General features: G+C 70.2%; 20 protein-coding genes. 1 reads left to right on the forward strand and 19 read right to left on the reverse strand.

The annotated features are described in order from the left end of the window. Positions 1 to 2 precede the first annotated feature (2 nt). From ACFHPP_RS14260 to ACFHPP_RS14275, 4 genes are all read right to left on the reverse strand, one after another. A complete protein-coding gene (locus ACFHPP_RS14260; protein ID WP_437163912.1) occupies positions 3 to 1,022 on the reverse strand; it encodes a chlorophyllide a reductase iron protein subunit X in 1,020 nt (339 codons plus the stop codon). After that, positions 1,019 to 1,948: a chlorophyll synthesis pathway protein BchC gene (gene bchC, locus ACFHPP_RS14265; protein WP_437163913.1), complete on the reverse strand. Its 930-nt coding sequence runs from the start codon at positions 1,946 to 1,948 to the stop codon at positions 1,019 to 1,021. Before bchC ends, ACFHPP_RS14260 begins: the two co-directional genes overlap by 4 nt. Positions 1,949 to 2,035: 87 nt before the next feature. Then, positions 2,036 to 3,184 (reverse strand): methyltransferase, encoded by a 1,149-nt coding sequence (locus ACFHPP_RS14270; RefSeq protein ID WP_437163914.1) that lies wholly within the window; start codon positions 3,182 to 3,184, stop codon positions 2,036 to 2,038. Further along, positions 3,181 to 4,053 (reverse strand): polyprenyl synthetase family protein, encoded by an 873-nt coding sequence (locus ACFHPP_RS14275; protein ID WP_430670509.1) that lies wholly within the window; start codon positions 4,051 to 4,053, stop codon positions 3,181 to 3,183. The genes ACFHPP_RS14270 and ACFHPP_RS14275 overlap by 4 nt, the downstream gene beginning before the upstream one ends. Positions 4,054 to 4,272: 219 nt before the next feature. Here ACFHPP_RS14275 and ACFHPP_RS14280 point away from each other — a divergent pair, with 219 nt between their 5' ends. Next, entirely contained in the window at positions 4,273 to 5,052 is a 780-nt protein-coding gene (locus ACFHPP_RS14280; protein ID WP_437163915.1) for a DUF2189 domain-containing protein, read from the forward strand. Between the two features lie 3 nt (positions 5,053 to 5,055). Here ACFHPP_RS14280 and ACFHPP_RS14285 read toward each other — a convergent pair whose 3' ends face one another. From ACFHPP_RS14285 to ACFHPP_RS14355, 15 genes are all read right to left on the reverse strand, one after another. Continuing rightward, on the reverse strand, positions 5,056 to 6,078 hold the full coding sequence (locus tag ACFHPP_RS14285) for a phytoene/squalene synthase family protein (RefSeq protein WP_437163916.1): 1,023 nt from the start codon (positions 6,076 to 6,078) through the stop codon (positions 5,056 to 5,058). A gap of 16 nt (positions 6,079 to 6,094) precedes the next feature. After that, positions 6,095 to 6,976: an alpha/beta fold hydrolase BchO gene (gene bchO, locus ACFHPP_RS14290; RefSeq protein WP_437163917.1), complete on the reverse strand. Its 882-nt coding sequence runs from the start codon at positions 6,974 to 6,976 to the stop codon at positions 6,095 to 6,097. Further along, positions 6,976 to 8,673 (reverse strand): magnesium chelatase subunit D, encoded by a 1,698-nt coding sequence (locus ACFHPP_RS14295; RefSeq protein WP_437163918.1) that lies wholly within the window; start codon positions 8,671 to 8,673, stop codon positions 6,976 to 6,978. The genes bchO and ACFHPP_RS14295 overlap by 1 nt, the downstream gene beginning before the upstream one ends. Then, the gene (gene bchI / locus ACFHPP_RS14300) at positions 8,670 to 9,725 is read right to left on the reverse strand and encodes a magnesium chelatase ATPase subunit I (RefSeq protein WP_437163919.1); all 1,056 of its coding nucleotides are present in this window, start codon (positions 9,723 to 9,725) and stop codon (positions 8,670 to 8,672) included. The genes ACFHPP_RS14295 and bchI overlap by 4 nt, the downstream gene beginning before the upstream one ends. Continuing rightward, positions 9,725 to 10,936 (reverse strand): 5-aminolevulinate synthase, encoded by a 1,212-nt coding sequence (hemA, locus tag ACFHPP_RS14305; RefSeq protein ID WP_437163920.1) that lies wholly within the window; start codon positions 10,934 to 10,936, stop codon positions 9,725 to 9,727. The genes bchI and hemA overlap by 1 nt, the downstream gene beginning before the upstream one ends. Positions 10,937 to 10,970: 34 nt before the next feature. Continuing rightward, positions 10,971 to 11,765: a putative photosynthetic complex assembly protein PuhE gene (gene puhE / locus ACFHPP_RS14310; RefSeq protein WP_437163921.1), complete on the reverse strand. Its 795-nt coding sequence runs from the start codon at positions 11,763 to 11,765 to the stop codon at positions 10,971 to 10,973. 4 nt (positions 11,766 to 11,769) lie between these two features. Then, positions 11,770 to 12,906: a magnesium-protoporphyrin IX monomethyl ester (oxidative) cyclase gene (acsF, locus tag ACFHPP_RS14315; protein ID WP_437163922.1), complete on the reverse strand. Its 1,137-nt coding sequence runs from the start codon at positions 12,904 to 12,906 to the stop codon at positions 11,770 to 11,772. After that, positions 12,894 to 13,169 (reverse strand): hypothetical protein, encoded by a 276-nt coding sequence (locus ACFHPP_RS14320; protein ID WP_437163923.1) that lies wholly within the window; start codon positions 13,167 to 13,169, stop codon positions 12,894 to 12,896. The genes acsF and ACFHPP_RS14320 overlap by 13 nt, the downstream gene beginning before the upstream one ends. 62 nt (positions 13,170 to 13,231) lie before the next feature. Further along, positions 13,232 to 13,678: a photosynthetic complex assembly protein PuhC gene (gene puhC, locus ACFHPP_RS14325; protein WP_437163924.1), complete on the reverse strand. Its 447-nt coding sequence runs from the start codon at positions 13,676 to 13,678 to the stop codon at positions 13,232 to 13,234. 14 nt (positions 13,679 to 13,692) lie between these two features. Beyond that, entirely contained in the window at positions 13,693 to 14,358 is a 666-nt protein-coding gene (puhB, locus tag ACFHPP_RS14330; protein ID WP_437163925.1) for a photosynthetic complex putative assembly protein PuhB, read from the reverse strand. Beyond that, entirely contained in the window at positions 14,355 to 15,104 is a 750-nt protein-coding gene (puhA, locus tag ACFHPP_RS14335; protein WP_437163926.1) for a photosynthetic reaction center subunit H, read from the reverse strand. The genes puhB and puhA overlap by 4 nt, the downstream gene beginning before the upstream one ends. Positions 15,105 to 15,155: 51 nt before the next feature. After that, entirely contained in the window at positions 15,156 to 16,589 is a 1,434-nt protein-coding gene (locus tag ACFHPP_RS14340; RefSeq protein ID WP_437163927.1) for a PucC family protein, read from the reverse strand. Beyond that, on the reverse strand, positions 16,586 to 17,287 hold the full coding sequence (gene bchM, locus ACFHPP_RS14345) for a magnesium protoporphyrin IX methyltransferase (protein WP_437163928.1): 702 nt from the start codon (positions 17,285 to 17,287) through the stop codon (positions 16,586 to 16,588). The genes ACFHPP_RS14340 and bchM overlap by 4 nt, the downstream gene beginning before the upstream one ends. Further along, positions 17,287 to 18,189 (reverse strand): ferredoxin:protochlorophyllide reductase (ATP-dependent) iron-sulfur ATP-binding protein, encoded by a 903-nt coding sequence (gene bchL, locus ACFHPP_RS14350; RefSeq protein ID WP_437163929.1) that lies wholly within the window; start codon positions 18,187 to 18,189, stop codon positions 17,287 to 17,289. The genes bchM and bchL overlap by 1 nt, the downstream gene beginning before the upstream one ends. Continuing rightward, positions 18,186 to 21,824 carry a magnesium chelatase subunit H gene (locus tag ACFHPP_RS14355; protein ID WP_437163930.1) on the reverse strand — a complete coding sequence of 1,213 codons (3,639 nt, stop codon included), beginning with the start codon at positions 21,822 to 21,824 and terminating at the stop codon, positions 18,186 to 18,188. The genes bchL and ACFHPP_RS14355 overlap by 4 nt, the downstream gene beginning before the upstream one ends. Between the last annotated feature and the right edge of the window lie 17 nt (positions 21,825 to 21,841).

Consider the following 21,841-nt stretch of genomic DNA (forward strand, 5'->3'; position numbering starts at 1 on the left):
GCTCAGGCGCCCTCATAGACCACTTCGAGGGTGGGCTTGTTGATGACCTCGGCGCCGCACATGTCTTCCATCGTCGCGGGGTCGAGCACCACACCGCGCCCGACCGCATCGCCCTTGAAAAGGTTCAGCAGGTTCTCATGCGTCAGCGGATAGGGGCGCACCGGCGGTGCCCCCGCGACCTGCAAGGCGAGCTCCTCGAACACGCTGGCCCATTGACCACCGGGAATGCCGACGATCTCGTAGTTCGCGGATTTGCGGCGGATGTCATCATCGGCCGGGATCGCCGCGAGCACCGGGATGCCCACTTCCTTGGCGAAAGCCTGCGCCTCCCCGGTCCCGTCATCCTTGTTGATGACCATGCCGGCGACGCCGACATTGCCGCCGAGCTTCTTGAAGTACTCGACCGCGGAGCAGACGTTGTTCGCGACATACAGCGACTGCAGGTCGTTGGAGCCGACCACGATCACCTTCTGGCACATGTCGCGCGCGATCGGCAGGCCGAAGCCGCCGCAGACCACGTCGCCCAGGAAGTCGAGCAGCACGTAGTCGAAATCCCACTGATGGAAGCCCAGCTTCTCCAGCAGCTCGAAGCCGTGGATGATGCCGCGCCCGCCGCAGCCGCGGCCAACCTCCGGGCCGCCGAGTTCCATGGCGAAGACGCCGTCGCGCTTGAAGCAGACGTCGCCGATCTTCACCGCCTCGCCGGCCGCCTTCTTCTTGGAAGACGTCTCGATGATCGTCGGCACGGACCGGCCGCCGAACAGCAGCGACGTGGTGTCGGATTTCGGATCGCAGCCGATCAGCAGCACGCGCTTGCCCTGCTGCGCCATCATGTAGGACAGGTTCGCCAGGGTGAAGGACTTGCCGATGCCGCCCTTGCCGTAGATGGCGATGATCTGCGTTTCCTTCTTCACAGGCTCGGTGCTGATCGCATCCGGCTCCTGCGCCGCTTCGGCCCGCAGCGCATCCGCCATGCTCTGCTGTGCAGAAGGGGTCGCCGGGGTGCCGGTCTGTGCGTTCATGAGCATGCTCTCCAATCGAGGATCATCTTGAGGCACGCGGGATCGTTGAAGGCCGTGCGGTAGGCGTCGGGCGCAGCACTCGCATCGCTGCGGTGCGTGATCAGGCCTTCGAAGGACAGGCGCCCGGACTCGAGCAGGTCGCGCACGGCCAGCAGATCCGGCTCCCGCCACTCGGCGGCGACGCGGATGCGGGCTTCCCGCATGAAGGCCGGCGGGAAGGCGAAGCTGAGCGGCGCGCTGTAGAAGCCGGCCAGCACCACCTCGCCGCCCGGCGCCAGGCGCTGCACCAGGCTATCCAGCAGCAAGCTGTCGCCGCTGACGTCGCAGATGCAGCGGTAGTCGCGCCGTGCATCGGCCTCCGGTGCGATAACCTGGTAGCCGATGGCCCCCTCGGCGCGGGCGGGATTCGTCTCCCACACCACCGGGGCGCCGCCGCTGGCGACGACGATGCGTGCGACCAGCCGGCCGAGCACGCCATGTCCAACGATGAGATCCGGCAGTTCCGCATGCGGCGCGAAGATCGCGTGGCGGGCCGTCGCGGCCAGCGCCATCAGCACGCCATCCTCGCCGAGCGACTCATCGATCTGCACGGCGCGCGCATCCGGCACCACGAGTCGAGACGCCGCGCCACCGAACAATCCGCGCACTTCGCCGAAGCACTTGGCGCCCGGCACGAAGACACGCTCGCCAACCCGGCGGCGCGCCAGTGGCCCGGCGGAGACGACGCGGCCGACGGATTCGTAGCCGGGCACCAGCGGGTAGCCCATGCCGGGGAAGGGCGGCATGCGGCCGGACCACAGCAGGCGTTCGGTTCCGGTGCTGATGCCGCTCCACTCGACGTCGACGACCAGATCCCCTTCCCCGGGAGGGGAGAGTTCCAATCGGCTCAGAACGAGACGTTCCGGCGCTTCCAGCAAGACTGCCACGGTGTCCACCTGGACGGCCGCTCCCATTGATTGAGTGTAAGCCTAGACTGACAGTGCAGCATGTCAAGCTAAACTGACATTGAAACGTCAGGTCGCGCTGACATCCGCCAAAAGAACCTGTGTCAGCAGCGGCGTCGGTGTCGGCAGGGCACGGCTGGAGGCGAAGCCGGCCTCGGCCAGCATGGCGCGCAACTCCTCCGGCCGCCGCGGCCGGCCCCGGCCCATGGCGAGGAGGTAGAAGCCGAAATACGCCTCCCCCATCGGCTCCGCGCCGCTGGTTCCGGCCATCGGCTCCGCGATCAGCAGGCGGCCCTTGGCAGGCAAGGCCGCGCGGGCGGCGCGCAGCAGCGCCATCACCACCGCATCGTCATGGTCGTGCAGCACGCGGACGAAGCTGATGAGGTCGGCGCCCCGGGGCAGCGGATCGGTCGAGAAATCGCCGCCGAAGACCTGCGTCCGGCTGGCCAACCCTTGCGCCGCGAAGCGGGCGGTGGCGCGGGCGGCGACCTGGGGCAGGTCGAACAGCATCAGGCGCAGGTTCGGCGCGGCCCGGGCCACGGCGGACAGGAAGGCGCCCTCCCCGCCGCCGACATCCATCAGCGTGCCGTGCCGGGTGAAATCGTAGGTCGCCAGGACCTCCGCCGCCACCATGGGCTGGGAGGCCGCCATCAGCGCGGAGTAATCCGCCACGCGCTCCGCCCCCAGCGCATCCGGGGCCGCGGCGCCGGCATAGGCCCAGTAGGCGGACAGGGCGTTGCCGCCACGCTCCCGCCGCAGCAGGGCGACGGGGTCCGCGAGGTCGGCGTAGAGCAGCGCATGGTGTTCCACCATGGCGGCGATGCCGGGATTGCCGATCATCGCCGCGCCGAGCGGGCCGAGGGTCCAGACCCCATCGGCGCGGCGCCGGGTCAGGTCGAGTGCCGCGGCGGCGGCCAGCAGGCGGCCCATCGCCTCCGGCGGCACCGCCAGGCGGTGCGCCAGCGCGGCCTCGGTCGCGGGCGCCTCGTGCAGGATGTCGAACAGCTTCAGGCGCACGCAGGCGGCCAGCACCTGGGAGTAGACGAAGCCGGCGCACAGGTCGAACAACTGCCGCGCCCGGCGGCGGGCCATCGGCCGCGTCAGCGGGAAGCGCGCGGCCCATTCGCGGAAGGCGGGGCGGGCAGTGACAGCCTCCCGCCACGCCCGCAGCCGGTCCAGGAGGCCGGGCGGCATGGCGGCCTGGGAAACCGGCGTCACGCGGCCTGCGCGGCCAGTTTCTGCGGCAGCAGGCGCTTTGCCTCGGCCAGGATCAGGCCGTGCAGCATGGCGCGGCCGGCGCAATCCGGAATGGCGGCGACGGCCTGTTCGGACAGCGCCCGCAGCCGCGCCACGGCGCCCAGAAGGCCGAATTCGGCCACCGCGCTCGGCCGGCCCAGCGCCTTGTCCACGCCCACCGGCTTGCCCAAAGTCGCCTCGTCCTCCACCGCGTCCCGAAGGTCGTCGGCCACCTGGTAGGCCTCGCCCAGGCGGTCGCCGAGCAGGCGCCAGGCCTCGGGCTCCGCATGTCCCGCCGCGGCGGCGCCGGCCATGGTGGCGGCGGCGAACAGGCTGCCGGTCTTCTGCCGCTGGTATTCGGAAAGGTCGGCCCGCGGCTCGCATTCCCAGGCCTGGCCGGCGACGATGCCGAAGGGCACGCCGACGCCATCGCCCACCAGCAGCAGCAGCGGCCCGAGTCGCGCGGGCGCGCAGGGGGCGGCGCGCGCCAGGGTCTGGAAGGCCAGGACGATCAGCGCATCGCCGGCCAGCACGGCCAGCGGCTCGCCATAGGCGCGGTGCACGCTGGGCTTGCCGCGCCGCGTTGCGGCATCGTCGAAGCAGGGCAGGTCATCATGCACCAGGCTGGCGCAATGCAGCAGCTCGATCGCAGCACCGGCCGCCGAGGACAGGGCCGGGCTGTCATCGCCGCAGGAGGCCGCCACCGCCAGCGTCAGCCGCGGCCGGATGCGGCCGCCCTTGGGGAACACCGCATGGCGCATGGCCGCGGCCAGCCGCGGCGGCGCGCCGGCGGCCTCGGCATAGAGCACGGCATCCGCCAGGCTGGATTCGATGCGCGACACGGCATCCATGCGAAACCTCCCACCGGCACGGGACTGTAAGCCCGGCTTGTCAGTCGGAAGTGTCAGTCTTTCTTGACAACCAAGTCAACCGGCTTTTCAGCCTCACGCGGGCTTGAGGCGGTTTTTCCCGCTTCTCACCCAACTGCAGGAGGCGGAGTCCAGCCGGCACCGCCGGTCCCGGGCCGTCCGCGGAACCCTATCGGGGGGAGGCGTACAATGGCTGAGGCTATGACGACGACCCGACACCTGGATGCGTCGCGCCCGGAGCTGCGGCGGATCGGGACGGCCGAACTCGCCACCGCACTGCGCCGGGGCTGGGCGGATTTCCTGGCGACGCCGACGCAGCTGATGTTCCTCTGCGTGCTGTATCCCGTCATCGGCCTGGTTGCCGCGACGCTGGCGGCGGGCGGCGAGGTGATGCACCTGTTCTACCCGATGGCGGCCGGCTTCGCGCTGGTCGGCCCGATCGCGGCGCTGGGCCTGTATGAGATCAGTCGCCGGCGCGAGGCCGGGCTGCCGGCGAGCTGGATGAATGTCTTCGACGTGCTGAAGTCCCCGGCGCTGCCCGGCATCGTGGCACTCGCCCTGTTGCTCGTGGTGCTGTTCCTCGCCTGGCTGCTGGCGGCGGATGCCATCTACGCCGCGACCCTCGGCACGCTGCCGGCGCAGCCGGGGCAGGACATGACCACGCTGCTGTTCAGCACCGAGGAAGGCCGCCGGATGATCCTGCTCGGCAACGGCGTGGGCTTCCTGTTCGCCGTCGTCGTGCTGGTGCTGACGGTGGTGTCCTTCCCCATGCTGCTGGACCGTGATGGCGGCGTGGCGCAGGCGGTCGGCACATCGCTGCGCGCGGTGGCGCTGAACCCGATGCCGATGGCGCTGTGGGGGTTGATCGTCGCGGTGCTGCTGCTGTTGGGGTCGCTGCCGCTGTTCATCGGGCTGGCCGTGGTGCTGCCGGTGCTGGGGCACGCGACCTGGCACCTGTACCGGCTGGTGGTGGTGCGCTGAGGCTCAGCGCGCGATGGAGCCGAGATCGGCATCCTCGCGCATGCGGTCGAACAGCTGCACGGCCCAGGCGATGCGCTCCGGCAGGCGCTGCGGGCTGGGGGCCGGCTGCGCCTGGACCGCTTCCACCAGGAAGCGCGTCGCCGGCAACGGGGGCGCCGCGTGCCGTGCGGGGCGCGCGGTGAGCGCCGACAGGCTGCGCGCCATCAGCACCGCCTTGCGGCCGTTGCGCACATGCGCGCGGCGGCCGACGGAATCGCCACCCTGGCGTTCCACTTCCCGCCCGATCTCGGCATAGACATGCCGCGCCGCCGCGATGCCGGCGCGGCAATCCCGCGGCAGCAGCGCGAAGCCGGCCTCGGAGCGGGCGTAGTGCGCATCCGCCACATCCAGCAGGCGCTGCACGACACGGCCGAGCGCCGGGCTGAACCGTGGCGCGGCGAGGAACGCCTCCGGGTCCAGCCCCTCCGCCCGCATCCAGTCCAGCGGCAGGTACAGCCGGCCGTTGCGCGCATCCTCGCCGACGTCGCGCGCGATGTTCGTCAACTGCATCGCGACGCCGAGGTCGCAGGCCCGCGCCAGCGCGGCGGCATCACGCACGCCCATCAGAAGGGTCATCATGGCGCCGACGGTGGCGGCGACGCGCGCGGCATAGGCCTCGAGCGCGGCGAGGTCGGCATAGCGCCGTCCCTCCGCATCCCAGGCGAAGCCTTCCAGCAGCGCCGCCGGCAGCGCGCGCGGAATCGCATAATCCCGTACCACCACGGCGAAGGCGCGGTCCGCGGCATGCGCCTGCGGGCGGCCGGCATGGATGGCGTCCAGCCTGCGTTGCAGCGCCGGCAGCGCGGCGGCGGCATCCGGCGCTTCGTCGATCGCGTCGTCTGCGACGCGGCAGAAGGCGTACAGCGCGGTGGCGGGTTCGGCGATGCGTGCCGGCAGCAGCATCGCGGCGGCGCGGAAGGATTTCGACCCGCCGGCCAGCATGGCGCGGCAGGCGGCGCGATCGGCCTCCGAGGTACTGCTCAGCATCGGGCGTTCCGCCTTGTCATGCCGCCATCTCCCCGGCCGTTTCGGACTTGATCAAGGCGGCAGCCTGCTCCGGCCGCTCCTCATGCGCCAGATGGCCGAGGCCCGGCCACGCAACGATTTCCGCCGAAGGCAGGCGCCGCCGCACCGCCTCCGCCTGCGCCGGCGGCACCGCGCGATCCAGCGCGCCCGTCACCAGCACGAGCCGCGGCTTCAGCTTAGGCAGGTCGCGCAGCAGCGGCACCAGGTCCCAGTTCGCCATCATCCCCAGGGCCGCGGCCAGGTGGCCCGAATGCCGGAACAGTCGCGCGTAGAGATCGACGCCGCGGGCCTCGATGCGGCTGCCGGTGTCGCGCAGCAGGCGTTCCGCCACGGCACGATCGGCGGCACGCCAGGCGAACAGGCTCGGCACGAAGGGCAGCCCCACCAGCATCCGCGCCGCGCGGGTGAAGAAGGCCGCGTGACGATCACCGAGCGGCTGCAGCGCGCCGTTCAGGCTGACAATGGCCGATGGCGCGATGCGGCCATCGAGCGCCATGCGCAGCAGGATCGCGGCGCCGGCGGAATGCCCCGCCGCGAGCGCCGGCCGCACCTGCATGGTGGCCAGCAGCGCCGCGACGGAGGCCGCCATGCCGGGCAGCGAAAGCCGTGCGCTGGCCACCGGATCCGAGAAGCCATGGCCCGGCAAATCTGGCGCCACCACGGTGAAGTCGCGCGCGAGCAGCGGCATCAGGTCGCGCCAGGAATGTGTTGCGGCGGCGGTGCCGTGCAGCAGCAGGATGGTGGGCCCCTGCCCCATCACCTGCACGTGCCAGCGCAGTCCGGCGGCGGTGACGAAGCGGCTGGCCTCGCGGTTCGGCCAGTCCCGGCCCTCGATGTTCCAGTTCGGGCGCTCCGCCATCAGGCGGCGTCCCGCGTGGTCGCGACGGCGGCGGAGAGCCGCTGCGAATCGACGGAAGGCAGTGCGAGGTAGCGTGCCCCCATGGCCTCCGCGAGTTGCCGCGCGAAGGGCTGCGGCCGCGGCGCCGTATCCACCAGCAACACCGCGAGCCGCGCCGCCCGCACCGGTGCGGCAGCCGCCAGGGCATCGGCCTCGGCACGCGGTCGTCCGGCCGTGCCATCCCGCGCGATGTTGGCACGGCCATCGGTCAGCAGCACCAGCAACGGCGTGCGGCCACGGCGTTGCGCTTCCTCGGCCAGCGCCATGGCGGCGTCGATGCCGGCTGCCAGCGGCGTGGCACCACCGCCCGGCAACCCGGCCAGGCTGCGCTTGGCGCGCACCAGGGAATTCGTCGGCGGCAGCAGGGTTTCCGCCGCACGGCCCCGGAAGGCCACGACGGCGACGCGGTCGCGTCGCACGTAGCAATCCGCCAGCAGCATCTCCACCGCGCCCTTGGCCTCCGCCAGCCGTGCCAGCGCGGCGGAGCCGGAGGCATCGACGGCGAAGATGGCGGTGGTCTCGGTGTTCTGGCGAAAGCGCAGGATGCGGATATCCTCCGCCCGCACGCGGATCAGCGGCCCGGCCGACTCGCGCCGGCGCAGCGCCTGCCAGGGCGCGGCGGCGCGCAACGTCTCGACCAGCGACAGCCGGGCGCCGCCGCGCAGCGCGCCGGATCGCGTGCCGATGGGCCGGCCGCGCTGCGCCGAAAGCCTCAGCTGGCCAGCGCGGCCCTGCACGCCACCGGCTTTCCGCGCCGCCTCCCGCGCCCCCGCGCCGAGCGCCGCGAGCAGGCCGGCGGGCAATGCGGCGCGCGTCGCCTCCAGCAGCATCTCCTGCATCGCCTGCGCGTCGGGCTGCTGCTGCGGCTGGTCCTCCGCGGGCGTCTCCGGCTCGGGTGCCGGTTCCGACTCGGGTTGCTGCTCGGCGGGCAGTTGCGTGGCGCGGTGGCCATAGACCAGCCGCACGGCGAGCGTCGCATCCTCCTCGCTCACGGCCTCACGCCCTGCCAGCGCCGCCGCCGCGCGCGCCGCACGCAGCGCCATCAACGGCGCGCGGAGCGAGGCAATGCCAAAGGCCAGGGCGGCGCCGCACAACGCGGGCAGCAGCGTCTCCGGCACCGTGACATCCGGCAGGCGGGCCCGCGCCGCGGCGCAATCGGGGGCCGGGTCGAGCGGTGCCTCATCCAGATCCAGCCGGAAGGCGAGGCGCTCCGCGAGTGCGGCAGGCGGTGCTTCCTCCGCGATGCCCTCGTCCAGCGCGACCAGGGCAAAGCGCGCCGGGAGGCTCAGCGACAACCCGTCCCGCTGCACCGCCACGACCCCGGAATCCAGCACGGCGCACAGCTTGGCGGCGGTGCCGGTCTCAAGCCGCTCCGCCATCGCCGCCACCACGATGCCGCCATCGGCACCCGCCAGCACGCCGCGCTCCGCGACCGGTCGCCCGGCCGCCAGCGTCGCCGCCAGGTCCAGCCCGCCAAGCAGCCGGCTGTCCGGGATCCCGAGCGGCAGTCGTCGCCACGGTGCGTCCTGGGGCAACGCGGCCCGCAGCAGCGCCAGCCAGCGATCGCGCGCCGGACCCGGCGCCGCGCGCAGCACCGCGCCTCCCAGCCCCGCCGGATCGACCGCCAGCAGCAGGGCCGCCAGCGCCGGGTCGGTCACGGGCCGAACACTTCGCTCACCGCGCGATCGACCCGCGTGGTGGCCACGGCCTCGTCCAGCGGGTTGCGGCGCAGGCGGTGGCGGAGCGCGGGGGCTGCGATGCGGCGCAGATGCGCCACGCCCACCACCTCGTCACCGTCCAGCGCCGCCAGGGCGCGGGCCGCGCGGATCAGCGTCAGTTCGCCGCGCAAACCATCTGTGCCCAGCGCCATGCACAGCCGTGCCGCATTCTCCAGCGTCACATCCGGCACCGCGACCACCGGCAGCAATGCGCGCGCGGCGAGGATCTTCTCGCGCATTGCCTCCGCCTCCGCTTCCCAGGCCGACAGGAAGGCCTCGGTGTTGCGTTCGAAGGCGTCGCGGCGCTTCACCACCTCGATGCGGTTGGCGAGGTCGGTCGGCGTGCGGACTTCGACGGAGAGACCGAAACGATCCAGAAGTTGCGGCCGAAGCTCGCCTTCCTCGGGATTGCCGCTGCCGATCAGCACGAATCGCGCCGGGTGGCGGATGCTGATGCCCTCGCGCTCCACCACATTCTCGCCCGAGGCCGCGACATCCAGCAGCAGGTCCACCAGGTGGTCCTCCAGCAGGTTCACCTCGTCGATGTACAGGAAGCCGCGATGCGCGCGGGCCAGCAGCCCCGGCTCGAACGCCTTCTCGCCATTGGCCAGCGCACGCTCGATATCCAGCGCCCCGGCGACGCGGTCCTCCGTCGCGCCCAGCGGCAGGTCCACGACCGGCACGGGCACCGTCGCCACCACAAGCTCGTCCGAATTCCGGCAGGCCTCACACAGATCCGCGGCCCGCGCCGGATCGCAGCCGAAGCGGCATCCCGCCACCGCCTGCATCGGCGGCAGCAGCGCGGCGAGCGCACGCACGGCGGTAGATTTCCCCGTGCCGCGGTCGCCGAACACCAGCACGCCGCCAACGGAAGGATCCACGGCGGCGATCAGCAGCGCCAGTTTCATCTCGTCCTGGCCGACGATGGCCGCGAAGGGAAACACCGCGCGCGCCATCACGGGCTTGCGCAGGATCGACGGCCCCAGATCCATCAGGCGGCCCTTTGCAGGCTGAACTGCGACCACACGGCGGACAGCGCGTTCACCAGCTGGTCCATGTCCGCGTCGCTGTGCACCGGGCTCGGCGTGATCCGCAGGCGCTCCGTGCCGCGCGGCACGGTCGGGTAGTTGATCGGCTGCACATAGACCCCGTGCTCATCCAGCAGGATGTCGCTGATGGTCTTGCAGACGATCGGATCGCCCACCATCACCGGCACGATGTGGCTGGGATTGTCCAGGTGCGGCACGCCGATCGCATCCAGGCGCTTGCGCAGCGTCGCCGCGCGTTCATGCAGCCGAACCCGCTCCGCGCTGCTTTCCATCAAATGCTCGATGCTGGCGCGCGCGCCCGCGGCGATGGCCGGTGGCAGGGCGGTGGAGAAGATGAAGCCGGAGGCGTAGCTGCGGACGAAGTCGCACATGGCGGCGGAGCCGGCGATGTAGCCGCCGATCACGCCGAACGCCTTGGCCAGCGTACCCTCGATGACGGTCAGCCGGTGCGAGACGCCATCGCGGTCCGTGATGCCGCCGCCATTCGGGCCGTACAGGCCGACGCCGTGGACCTCGTCGCAATAGGTCATCGCGCCGTATTTGTCGGCGATGTCGCAGATGGCGGCGATGGGGGCGATGTCGCCGTCCATGGAATAGACGCTCTCGAACGCCACCAGCTTCGGCGCGGCGGGGTCGATCTCGGACAGCACGCGCTCCAGGTCGACCAGGTCGTTGTGGCGGAACATGCGGCGCTCGGCGCGGCTGTGGCGCATGCCCTCGATCATCGAGGCGTGGTTCATTTCATCGGACACGATGACGCAACCCGGCATCCGCCCCGCCAGCGTCGACAGCGACGCCCAGTTGGACATGTAGCCGGAATTGAACAGCAGCGCGTCTTCCGTGCCGTGCAGCTTCGCCAAGGCGCGTTCCAGCAGCACGTGCTCGTGGTTGGTGCCGGAGATGTTGCGCGTGCCGCCCGCCCCGGCGCCGTGGCTGTCCAGCGCCTGGTGCATTGCCGCCAGCACCTTCGGATGCTGCCCCATGCCGAGATAGTCGTTGGAACACCACACCGTCACTTCGGAGGTCTTGCCGTTGCGATGGCGCGTCGCCTTCGGAAACTGGCCGGCGCGACGCTCGATATCGGCGAAGACGCGATAGCGGCCCTCGCGGCGGAGGCTGTCGAGCTGGGTGCGGAAGAAGGATTCGTAGTTCATCTCGGACCCCCTGTGGCCGGTCTTTTTCGTTCAGTCACGCGACGGGCGCCGTTGCGGGTGCCGGACGATCCTTGCGCGAGGCGAGGCCCCAGCGCCAAAGAGCATCCGCCGGGACCGGCATCACCATGAAGATGTGTTCCAGCAGCCCCAGCGCGACCAGGCTGGCGAGCAGGGTGAAGCCCGCCACCTCATGCGGCGTGGCGTCGGCGGCAATGGCGGACTGCATCAGCAGCACGCAGGCCACGCTGCCGAGCAGCAGCGAGACCGGCAGCAGCGCGTTCATCCGCCGCCGCCGGAAGAAGCTCTCGAGGTAGCGCAAGTGGTCCGGCAGGAAGGATTCCGCCAGGTTGCGCACGCCGAGGTAGACATTGAGCTTCGCGCTCTGCCGCATCGCCCAGAAGGCCAGGAAGGTCCACAGCCCGATGCGGTTCGGTGCGCCCCAGGTCGCGACGGCGATGGCCGCCGCGGCGACCATGATGGCAATCTCGTGCCACAGCACCGCGCCGAGCGCCGCGCGCAGCCGCGGCCAGCCCGTGGCGCCCGGCGGGCAGGCGCTGCGGTTGGGCCCGGTGACGAGGCCGGTCAGGAAAGCGGTCTCGATCCAGGCCCAGACGAGCAGCCCGCAGATGAAGCCGAGATAGGCGCCGCGCGTCGTCGTATCCCAGGCCGAGGCATGCAGCCCCGCCAGCGCCGCCAGCAACAGCGTGGTGGCGCCGAGCATGGTCCAGCGGAAGGTCTCCCGCCGCAGGCCGTCCAGGTACAGGATGACACCCGTGCTGAACCACCAGATGAACAGGGTGAACAGCGCGGGCAGCCCATGCTCGGCCATGGGTCTACCAGGCCGGCTGCAGGCGCGGGTCGGCCGGCAGGTCGTGCCGCCGCGGCCGCAGGAAGTACAGTCGTGCGAAGTTCGCGCCGGCTGCCGCCATCAGGCCGTAGCGCTTGAGGGTGCCGACGATGCCACCCTGCGCCCGCGCCTCCGCCATCGCCTCGTTGACCTTACGCAACCGCTCCAGCCCACGCAGGAAGCTCGGGTTGTCCACGTCCAGCGTCGCCGGGAAGACCTGGCGGCAGATTTCCTCCGTGATGCGGAACACCTGCATGTCGTAATCCGTGGGCGTCATGCCGAGCGCCTTGTGGAATTCCGGCCGCGCATGGTCGCGCACATACATCGTGGCGAAAACCGCGAGCTGGAAGAACCGCACCCAATAGACATTGCCGCCGGACAGCAGATGCGGGTTCGCGCGCATCAGCAGCGCGAAGGCCTCGCCGTGCCGGAACTCATCGTTGCACCAGTTGTGGAACCACTTGAAGATCGGATGGAAGCGCAATTCCGGGTGCCGCTCGAACTGCCGGAAGATGGTGATATACCGCGCATAACCGATCTTCTCGGACAGGTAGGTCGCGTAGAAGATGAATTTCGGCTGGAAGTAGTGGTACTTCTTCGCCTTGGTCAGGAAGCCGAGGTCGACGCCGACGCCCACATCCTTCAGCGCATCGTTGATGAAGCCGGCATGCCGGCTTTCATCCCGCGCCATGACGCCGAAGATGTCCTTCATGTCCGGATTGGTGACGCGCTTCTTGATTTCGGCATACAGCACGCAGCCGGAGAATTCGGCGGTCACGGAGCTGACCAGGAATTCCAGCAGCTCCTTCTGCAGCGGCTCCGGCAGCGCCTTGATGTCGAACTCGTCGAATTCGGCGGTGCGGGTGAAGTGACCCTTGTTCGGGTCGGCGTGGAATTCCGCCATCATCGCATCCCATTGCTGGCGCACGGGCTCGATGTCGATCTTGTCCATCGCGGCGAAATCGGTGGTGTAGAAGCGCGGCGACAGCGCGGTTTCGGTCAGCGCCATCTTCGTCGCGATGCCATCGGCATCGGGGCGCCCGCCCGGCGTCATGCTCGGCGCGGTGATGTTGGCCAGGACCGGGTCGGCGACCGCCGGGCCATCCAGGATCAGGCGTTCCATGCGGCGGCCTCCTTCGGCTCGAAGCCGCAGTGATACAATTCGGTCAGTTCGAAAATTGCGACCCACTGCGTCCACCAGCGGGTCAGCGGCCCGGCGCGCATCACCGTCGCGCGGGTCTGGAACGAGGTGCGTTCCCCGAAGGCGACATGGTCCGGCATGTTGTGCACCAGCACCTTGTCGCCTGGCCGCAGGAACACGTCCTCCGGCACCGCATAGACATGGAAGCTGTCCGCGGTTCTCTCGATATCCACCGTGCAGGGCACTTCGAAGGTCCTGGTCCCACCGAAGAGTGCCCGGCCCGCTCCCCAGCGGCCGTTCATCCTGGTTACTCCCTGTTGGTCAGAAGCCGGGCAAAGGCCGCAGAATTGGACTGGCCAAAGCCCGTCAGATCCAGCCGGCGACCGGTTGCCTGGTCCTCCAGCGTCAGTTGCCCAGTCTGCCACGCCGTGAGGCGAAACGGTATGGCCGAACCGATATCTTCGCGCCGTCTTTCGCGCACCAGGCCGCGGACCGTGCCACGCACGAACCCGCCCTCGCCCGGCTCCAGCGTCGCGACCGGGCGGCCGGAGGGCGCCTCCGTGATGGCGACGCCGCCATCGGCACGATCGGTGAAATGCAGGTCGCGCTGCGCCACGGCAACCGGCACCTGGCCGTCGCGCGCGCTCGGCAGGAAGGGGCTGGCCAGGACCAGCGCCAGCATGCCCGCCACCATCGCGCCGCAGACCAGCGCCGGGCGGCGAAGGATCGGGTGGATTTCGATGGCTTCCGGCATGGTGTCCTCCTCCCTCAGGCCATCGCTTCGGCGCGGCCGGCGCTGCGCTTGTTCTGCGCCGCGGCCAGGGCCGGCACCGGCACGGAAGAAGCTGCCGCCAGCGCGCGGGACAGCACCTGCGCCGCCACATCCGCATCCTTCAATGCGCGCAACATGGGTTCGGGTCGCGCAACGCGGAAGGGGCGGATATGCGGCCAAAGCGCGATCCAGGAGACGCGATGAGGCGGCACCAGCTTCACCACCAGGTCCCCGGTGCCGTCGGCATGGTGCGCCACCGACGCCTCGTCGATCAGCACGAACGGGATGTTGACCGTCATCGGCAGTGCCACGCCCACCCGCATGACGATGCGGCGGCTGGTGATGGTGTACAGGCTGGTGCGGGCCGACAGCGCTGCGAACAGCAGCAGCAGCGCCACCGGCACCACGCCGATCACGACCAGCAGGCTGGCCCCGGCCGCCATTTCCATGAAACCGGCGCCCTGCGTCGCCAGGTTGCCGGCCTGCAGCGCCGCGAGCAGCACGAAGTAGATGGCGATGCCGCGCACGAACAGGCCGCGCCGCGCGATGCCGCGCCATTCCGGCGCGCCCTGCCACAGGATGCTCTCACCCGCCGGCAGTGGGCCGGGCAGGCCGGGGATGGCTTCCCCGTCGTGCTCGGCGATTCCGTTGTACTTGTTCATACCAGCGCCTCGCTGCGCTCGGGAGTTGCATAGAAATGACCGCCGCCGAAATACGCCGCCACCTTGTCCTCCTCGAGCAGCGTGATCTGCTCCGGCATCGCGATAGACGGTGCGGCGGCAAGCTGCGCGGCGGTGACGGAGATGACGCGGACCGTGCCGGCCGAATTGATGGTGGCCAGGAACATCGGCACCAGCACGCGCCGTGCGCTGCCGGCCACCTCCACCTCGATGTAGCGCAGGATCAGCTCCGACTTGTCGACCCAGAGGTCCACGGCGACACCAGCGACGCGACCATCCAGCGTGATCACCGGCTTGCCGCGCGGGTCCGGATCGGTCTCGCCGATCGTGTAGCCGGGGGCGGCGCGCAGCGGCACGATCTTGGGCGATTCATCGTCGAAGGTCCGGTCCGGCACATCGGCCCGCTCGGCATAGGCGGCCGGGCCGATCCCGTCGCGCATCGCGTCGCCCGTCGGAACCCAGGGCGAGCCACCGAAGCGGTCTGCCGATTCCACCAGCCCGGTCAGGTCACGCTCCTGCCGCGTCAGCAGGTGCGGATCGACGTGCTTCAGCTTGAACACCTTCAGCGGCGGCACGCCGGGAAAGCCCTCGATCGGCACGCGCAGCGGATGGCTCGGGCGATCCGAGATCAGCGGATAGCCTTCGCGCTTGCCCTCGCGATGCAGCCACAGCACCAGGATGAAGAAGAAGGCGAAGAAGGCGTAAAGCAGCCCTGCCGCCAGATCCATTTGTACGAATTGATGTGCGCCGGGCATTTGGGCCTCCGCTTCCTTGGATGGTCAGACGTGTGCCGGACCGGCAAGGCCGGCGGCTTGTTGCGGGCGAGACGCGCCGCGGTTGCGGACCAGGGGCCCGACCACGGCGAGGGTGACGAACAAAAGGGCGATCTCGATCAGGTAGATGCTGACATAGCCGGTGGCGGCGAGGGCCAACCCCTCCCCCAGCGCGCCGGATGTCGCGAGCGAGGACATCACGTCCCGCAGCACGCCGCCCAGCGCGATGGCACAACCCGCGGCGGTCGCCTGCACCGCCCCCCAGACGCCGAGCGCGAGCCCGACCTGGTCTGCCGGTGCGGCGCGCATGCAGGCCGTCAGCGTCGCATGGCCGAATAGCCCGGCGCCGAAGCCGATCAGCGCCACGCCGCCGGCGAACACCGCGCCACTGCCGAAGGCGCCCGAGAAGATGATGACGGTGAAGCCGGCGATGCCGACGAGCGCGCCATGGCCCGCGACCTGATGCGAGTCGGCACCCTGCCCAAGTCGCTGCGCCGCGCGGAGGAAGCCGATGACCGCCCCGCCTGCGAGCAGCGCCGAAAGCGCCGTCGTGGCACCGACCGACAGGCCGAGGATCTGCCCGCCATAGGGCTCCAGCAGCACGTCCTGCATGGTGAAGCCGGCGGTGCCGATGCCGGCGCCGAGCAGCCGTCGATTCCACGGGCCGGATTTGCGCAGGGCGCGGAAGGCTTCGAGGAAGGTCGGCTCAGGCTCACCGGTGCGCGCCGTGCGCGAGGGGTCGCGCACTTCCTGCTGCCAGGCCGCGACCAGGTTCAGCACCAGCGTCAGCGCCGCCGCGCCCTGCACCACCTGGATCAGCCGGAGCTGCGAGAAATCCGCCAGCAGCGCGCCGAACACCAGCGCCGACAGCACCATGCCGACAAGCTGCATCGCCGATAGCATCGCCACGACATTCGGCTGCTGGTCGCGCGGCGTCAGGTCGGTTGCCAGCGCCAGGCCCACGGTCTGCACCATGTGCATGCCGAAGCCGGTCATCAGGAAGGCGATGGCGGCGGCCAGCTGCCCGGCCCAGGGCTCCGCCCAGGTATCACCGGACAGCACCAGCAATGCGAAGGGCATCATCGCCAGCCCGCCGAACTGGATGACGGTGCCGAGCCATAGATACGGCACGCGCTTCCAGCCGAGGACGGATTTGTAGGTATCCGACTTGAAGCCGATCAGCGCCCGCGCCGGTGCGAAGACCAGCGGCAGCGCGACCATGGAGGCGACGAGCCAGGCCGGCACATGCAGTTCCACGATCATCACGCGGTTCAGCGTGCCAACCAGCAGCACCGCCGCCATGCCACAGGAAATCTGGAACAGCGACAGCCGCAGCAGCCGCGACATCGGCAGGCGTTCCGAGGTGGCGTTGGCGAAGGGCAGCAGGTGCGGCCCCACGCCCTGCCACAGACGGATGATCCGGCCGGGTCGCTTCGTCATCGCCGCACCAGTTCCAGGGCCTGGGAGGTGTAGAAGCCGCTGGCGACGCGATGCGTGCGCACCGGATGCCAGCCGGCCATCGTCGGATGGCCGGACACCAGCCGGCGCAGCGTGGCTTCCGCCACCGGCACGATGGCCGGCGAGCGATCACCGCGCGGCACCAGACGACCGACCGTCAGGAACGCCATCAGGAAGGCGCTGCGCGGCGCGAAGGTGAACAGGATGCTGCGCTCCGTCCGCGCGGCCAGGCCATCCAGCGCGCGCAGCACGTCGGCCGGCTTGTAATGGATCAGGCAATCCATCCCGACCACATGATCGAAGCGGCCGAAGGCGGGGTCCAGCATGTCGCCGACATGGAAGCTGACATGGCCGGCACCATGCTGCCCCGCCGCGCGTTCCTGCCCCAGCGCGACCAGGGTCGGGGAGATATCGACGGCCACCACCTCCGCCCCTCGACGCGCCGCTTCCACGGCCAGCGCCCCGGTGCCGCAGCCGGCATCCAGCACACGCTTGCCGCGCAGGTCGGGCGGCAGCCAGGACAGCAACTGTCCGCGCATCGCATCGCGCCCGGCGCGCACCGTGGCGCGGATGCCGCTGACCGGTGCGTCGGAGGTCAGGCGTTCCCACGCCTTCACGGCGGTGCGGTCGAAATAGGTTTCCAGCTCGCCGCGGCGAGCCTGGTAGCTGGCGCTGGTCATCAATCATACCCCAGCAGGTCGAAGATTTCCCGATCCTTCAGCGGCGTTGCCTCCAGCGGGGTGACGCCGGCGAGCAGGCCTGCCGCGAGCCGCAGGTACTCCTTGCAGACGCCCTCCACCTCCGGCGACTGCTCCATATCGAACAGCGTCGCCTTCTTCAGGCGCGACCGCCGGATGACGTCGAGGTCCGGCAGATGCGCCAGCATCTTCATGCCGGTCGCATCATTGTATTTCTGGATCTGGTCGGTGTCCTTGGACCGGTTGACGATCACGCCGCCCAGCCGCACGCCGTAGTTCTGCGACTTCGCCTTGATGGCCGCGACGATGCGGTTCATCGCAAAGATGCTGTCGAAATCATTCGCCGCGACGATCACGCCACGATCCGCATGCAGCAGCGGCGCCGCGAAGCCACCGCAGACCACGTCGCCGAGCACGTCGAAGATCACGATGTCCGTGTCCTCCAGCAGGTGATGCTCCTTCAGCAGCTTCACCGTCTGGCCCACCACATAGCCGCCGCAGCCCGTGCCAGCCGGCGGCCCACCGGCCTCGACGCACATCACCCCGTGCCGGCCCTCGACCACGAAATCCTCGGCGCGCAGTTCCTCGGAATGAAAGCCGACGCCGTCGAGCACGTCGATCACCGTCGGGATCATCCGGCCGGTCAGCGTGAAGGTGCTGTCGTGCTTCGGGTCGCAGCCGATCTGCAGCACGCGCTTGCCCAACTTGGCGAAGGCGACGGACAGGTTGGAGCTCGTCGTGCTCTTGCCGATGCCGCCCTTGCCATAGACGGCGAAAACCTTCGCGCCATCGATCTTCAGCGGGTCGGGCATGTGCACCTGCACGCTGCCATCCCCATCGCCGATGAGACGCTCGTCGGGGCGCGGTCGCACGATCACGGTCATGCCGCCATCTCCTCGGTGATGCCTTCGAGCCGGTCCTCGAGCTCCTCGCCCGCGCGTCGCAGCGCGGCCAGGGTCTCGGCATCCGGCTGCCAGTATTGCCGCTCCTGCGCCTCGATCAGCCGGTTGGCGATCTTGGCGGACGCGGTGGGGTTCAGGGCCGCGAGGCGCGCGCGCATCGCGGGGTCGAGCATGTAGGTCTCGGCCAGGTTCTGGTAGATCCAGGGCGCCACCTGCCCGGTCGTCGCCGACCAGCCCATGGTGTTCGTGACCTGCGCCTCGATCTGCCGCACGCCCTCGTAGCCATGCGCCAGCAGCGGCTCGAACCATTTCGGGTTCAACGCCCGCGTCCGGGTCTCCAGCGCCACCTGTTCGGCGACGCTTCGGATGGTGCCCTCGCCGCGGGTCTGGTCGCCGACGTAGACGCTGGCTTCCTGGCCGCCCCGGGCGCGCCGCACCGCGCGGCTCATGCCGCCGAGCGTGTCGAAATACTGGTCGATGGTCGTCAGTCCGACCTCGACGCTGTCGAGGTTCTGGTAGGTGACGTCGACACTGGCGAGCAGCTGCGTCAGCACCTGGTCCTGCCGCGCCGCCTTGCCATCGACGCCGTAGGCGAAGCCCTTGCGCTTCACATAGGCGTCGGCGAGTTCGTCCTCATCCGTCCACAGCCCGGCATCGAGGATCTGGTTCACGTTGGTGCCATAGGCGCCATCCGCATTGCCGAAGACCCGCAACGCGGCCTGCGCCATCTCGCCGCCGTGCTGCGCGAGGTGGGCCAGCGCGTGCTTGCGGATGTAGTTCTGCTCGATCGGCTCCTCGGCACTCGCCGCCAGCAGGGCGGCCTCCGCCAACAGCTTCGTCTGCAGGGGGAGAAGATCGCGGAAGATGCCGGACAGCGTCACCATCACGTCGATGCGCGGCCGGCCCAGCACGTCCAGCGGCACCAGCTTCGCGCCGGTCAGGCGGCCATAGCTGTCGTGGCGCGGCTCGGCACCCATCAGCCATAGCGCCTGGGCGATCGGGCCGCCCTCCGTCTTCAGGTTGTCGGTGCCCCACAGCACGATCGCCACCGTCTCCGGCAGGCCCTTGCCGTCCGCGGCGTGGCGCGCCAGCAGGCGGTCGGCTTGCCGGGCGCCATCCTTCACGGCGAAGGCCGATGGGATCTTGAAGGGGTCGAAGCCGTGCAGGTTGCGGCCGGTCGGCAGCACATCCGTGGTGCGCAGCAGGTCGCCGCCAGGCGCCGGCCGCGTATAGCCGCCATCGAGCGCGTGCAGGATGGCCGGCAGCTCATGCTCCGTCGCCAGCAACTCGTCGAGCCGCGCGAATTCCGCGGCGTCGGTCACGCCGGCCGCCTCCAGCATTTCCTTGCGCTGCGCCGCATCCGGCACCTCGCCCACCACATGCAGGCCGTGCGGGATCAGCGTGTATTCCAGCTCCAGTAGCTGGTTGCCGAGCTTCTGGATGACAGTCGGCGCCTCGGCCTCGCTCCAGGCCGGCTCGGCCGGCGCCAGGTCCACCGCGGCGGCCTGCGCCTGCACCAGCTCGGCGAGGGAGGCGCGCACGGTCGCGTCGCACTCCGGCTCCAGCGCGCGCCAGCGATCCAGCGTCGCCTTCAGGTCCAGCAGGCCGCGATACAGCCCGGCGCTGGTCACCGGCGGCGTCAGGTAGCTGATGAGGGAGGCGCCGGCGCGCCGCTTCGCCAGCATGCCTTCGGAGGGGTTGTTCGAAGCATACAGGTACAGGTTCGGCAGGTCGCCGATCAGCCGGTCCGGCCAGCACTCGGCCGAAAGGCCCGCCTGCTTGCCCGGCATGAACTCCAGTGCGCCATGGGTGCCGAAATGCAGGACGGCGTGGGCGCCGAAATCCTCGCGGATCCAGCGGTAGAAGGCGCTGAAGGCGTGCGTCGGCGCGAAGCCGCGCTCGAACAGCAGGCGCATCGGGTCGCCCTCGTAGCCGAAGCCGGGCTGCACGCCGATGAAGACGTTGCCGAAGCGCGCGCCGAGCACGAAGATGCTGGCGCCGTCGGATTGCGCGCGGCCGGGTGCGGGGCCCCAGGTGCGCTCGATCTCGGCTAGGTGCACTTCGCGCCGCACATGGTCGTCGGCCGGAATGCGCGCCGCGACATTGGCGATGGCGCCGAAGGTCTGGGCGTTGCCCTCCGTGATCGCGCGCCGCAGCGTGTCGACATCGGCGGGGACCTCCACGGTGTAGCCGGCATCGCGCATCGCGCCCAACGTGTTGAACAGCGACTGGAACACGGACAGGTAGGCGGCGGTCCCGGTGTTGCCGGCATTCGGCGGGAAGTTGAAGACAACCGCCGCCACCTTGCGTTCCGCCCGCGCCGCGCGCCGCAGCGCGACCAGCTTGGCGACCCGTGCGGCGAGCGTGGTGGCGCGTTCGGTGTAGGAAACCATGTCGCGACCGCAGGTGACGCCATCGCAGCCGGGGCAGCGTACGCCGGTGGAGGACGCGCCACAGCGGCCACCGAAGGTCATCGGCAGGATGCCGCCATCGAGCTCCGGAATCGCCACCATCATCGTGGCTTCCACGGGCAGCAGCCCGCGCGGATCGGCCTGCCATTGCCGCATCGTCTGGAATTCCAGCGGGTGCGCGGAGATGTAGGGCACGTCGAGCGTGGCCAGCGTTTCTTCCGCCGCGCGCGCATCGTTGTAGGCCGGGCCACCGACCAGCGAGAAGCCGGTCAGGGAGACGACGGCATCCACGGTGGTGATGCCCTCGCGCCGGAAATAGGCATCGATCGCCGGGCGGTTGTCTAGCCCGCTGGCGAAGGCCGGCACCACGTTCAGGCCGCGCGCCTCGAGCGCGTTGATGACGCCGTCATAATGCGCCGCATTGCCGGCGAGCACGTAGGACCGCATGATCAGCAGCCCCACCGTGCCGCTGCGCCCACGGCCCGGCAGATTGAGGACACGATCCGTCACCTGGCCCGGAATGCGGGGATGATACAGCCCGACCTCGGGATATTCGATGGGCGGCGCCACCTTCAGCGTGCCGACCAGCGCACGACGCGGCCCGGCGGCGTAGCGGTTCACCAGCAGGCGCACGAGGTTTGCAAGGTTCGCCTGGCTGCCCGCGAGCCAGTATTGCAGCGCCAGGAAATACACCCGCACATCCTGCGCGGTGCCGGGGATGAAGCGCAGCAGCTTCGGCAGCTCCCGCAGCATCTTCATCTGGCCCTTGCCGGAAGACGCCGCGCCGGACTGCTTCGAGCCGCGCAGGCGCTTCAGCAGGCCCATCACGCCCTTGGCCTCGGCGCCCATGTCGAAGCGGCCGATGCGGGTCAGCTTCATGACCTCGCCGGCGGACATGCAGCACACCATCGCGTCGCAGGCATCGCGCCGCGCCTGCAGCGCCGGCAGCACCAGGTTGATGTGGTCTTCCAGGAACAGCATGGTCGCGATCACGATGTCGCCGCGCGCGATGCCCGCAGTGCAGGCCTTCAGCGCCTCCGCATCCGTGCCCCATTCGTCGGCGGCGTGGATCGCCAGTTCCAGCCCGGGGATGTCCTGCCGCAGCACATCGCGCGCCTGCATCATGGCGCCCGCCAGATGGCTGTCCATGGTCACCACGACGATACGGATCGTGGTCGAGGAAACCCAATTCATACCCTCAGGCATGCGGCCCTCCGGTCCTG

Origin of the sequence: Falsiroseomonas sp. E2-1-a20 (assembly GCF_051433195.1) — a bacterium.
Lineage (GTDB): Bacteria > Pseudomonadota > Alphaproteobacteria > Acetobacterales > Acetobacteraceae > Falsiroseomonas.

Bases quoted from the DNA above. Each gene is read 5' to 3' on its own strand.
- ACFHPP_RS14260 (WP_437163912.1), bottom strand. From the start codon at position 1,022: ATGAACGCACAGACCGGCACCCCGGCGACCCCTTCTGCACAGCAGAGC.
- ACFHPP_RS14275 (WP_430670509.1), bottom strand. From the start codon at position 4,053: ATGGATGCCGTGTCGCGCATCGAATCCAGCCTGGCGGATGCCGTGCTC.
- ACFHPP_RS14280 (WP_437163915.1), top strand. From the start codon at position 4,273: ATGACGACGACCCGACACCTGGATGCGTCGCGCCCGGAGCTGCGGCGG.
- ACFHPP_RS14285 (WP_437163916.1), bottom strand. From the start codon at position 6,078: ATGCTGAGCAGTACCTCGGAGGCCGATCGCGCCGCCTGCCGCGCCATG.
- bchO (WP_437163917.1), bottom strand. From the start codon at position 6,976: ATGGCGGAGCGCCCGAACTGGAACATCGAGGGCCGGGACTGGCCGAAC.
- bchI (WP_437163919.1), bottom strand. From the start codon at position 9,725: ATGGATCTGGGGCCGTCGATCCTGCGCAAGCCCGTGATGGCGCGCGCG.
- hemA (WP_437163920.1), bottom strand. From the start codon at position 10,936: ATGAACTACGAATCCTTCTTCCGCACCCAGCTCGACAGCCTCCGCCGC.
- puhE (WP_437163921.1), bottom strand. From the start codon at position 11,765: ATGGCCGAGCATGGGCTGCCCGCGCTGTTCACCCTGTTCATCTGGTGG.
- acsF (WP_437163922.1), bottom strand. From the start codon at position 12,906: ATGGAACGCCTGATCCTGGATGGCCCGGCGGTCGCCGACCCGGTCCTG.
- puhC (WP_437163924.1), bottom strand. From the start codon at position 13,678: ATGCCGGAAGCCATCGAAATCCACCCGATCCTTCGCCGCCCGGCGCTG.
- puhB (WP_437163925.1), bottom strand. From the start codon at position 14,358: ATGAACAAGTACAACGGAATCGCCGAGCACGACGGGGAAGCCATCCCC.
- puhA (WP_437163926.1), bottom strand. From the start codon at position 15,104: ATGGATCTGGCGGCAGGGCTGCTTTACGCCTTCTTCGCCTTCTTCTTC.
- ACFHPP_RS14340 (WP_437163927.1), bottom strand. From the start codon at position 16,589: ATGACGAAGCGACCCGGCCGGATCATCCGTCTGTGGCAGGGCGTGGGG.
- bchM (WP_437163928.1), bottom strand. From the start codon at position 17,287: ATGACCAGCGCCAGCTACCAGGCTCGCCGCGGCGAGCTGGAAACCTAT.
- bchL (WP_437163929.1), bottom strand. From the start codon at position 18,189: ATGACCGTGATCGTGCGACCGCGCCCCGACGAGCGTCTCATCGGCGAT.
- ACFHPP_RS14355 (WP_437163930.1), bottom strand. From the start codon at position 21,824: ATGCCTGAGGGTATGAATTGGGTTTCCTCGACCACGATCCGTATCGTC.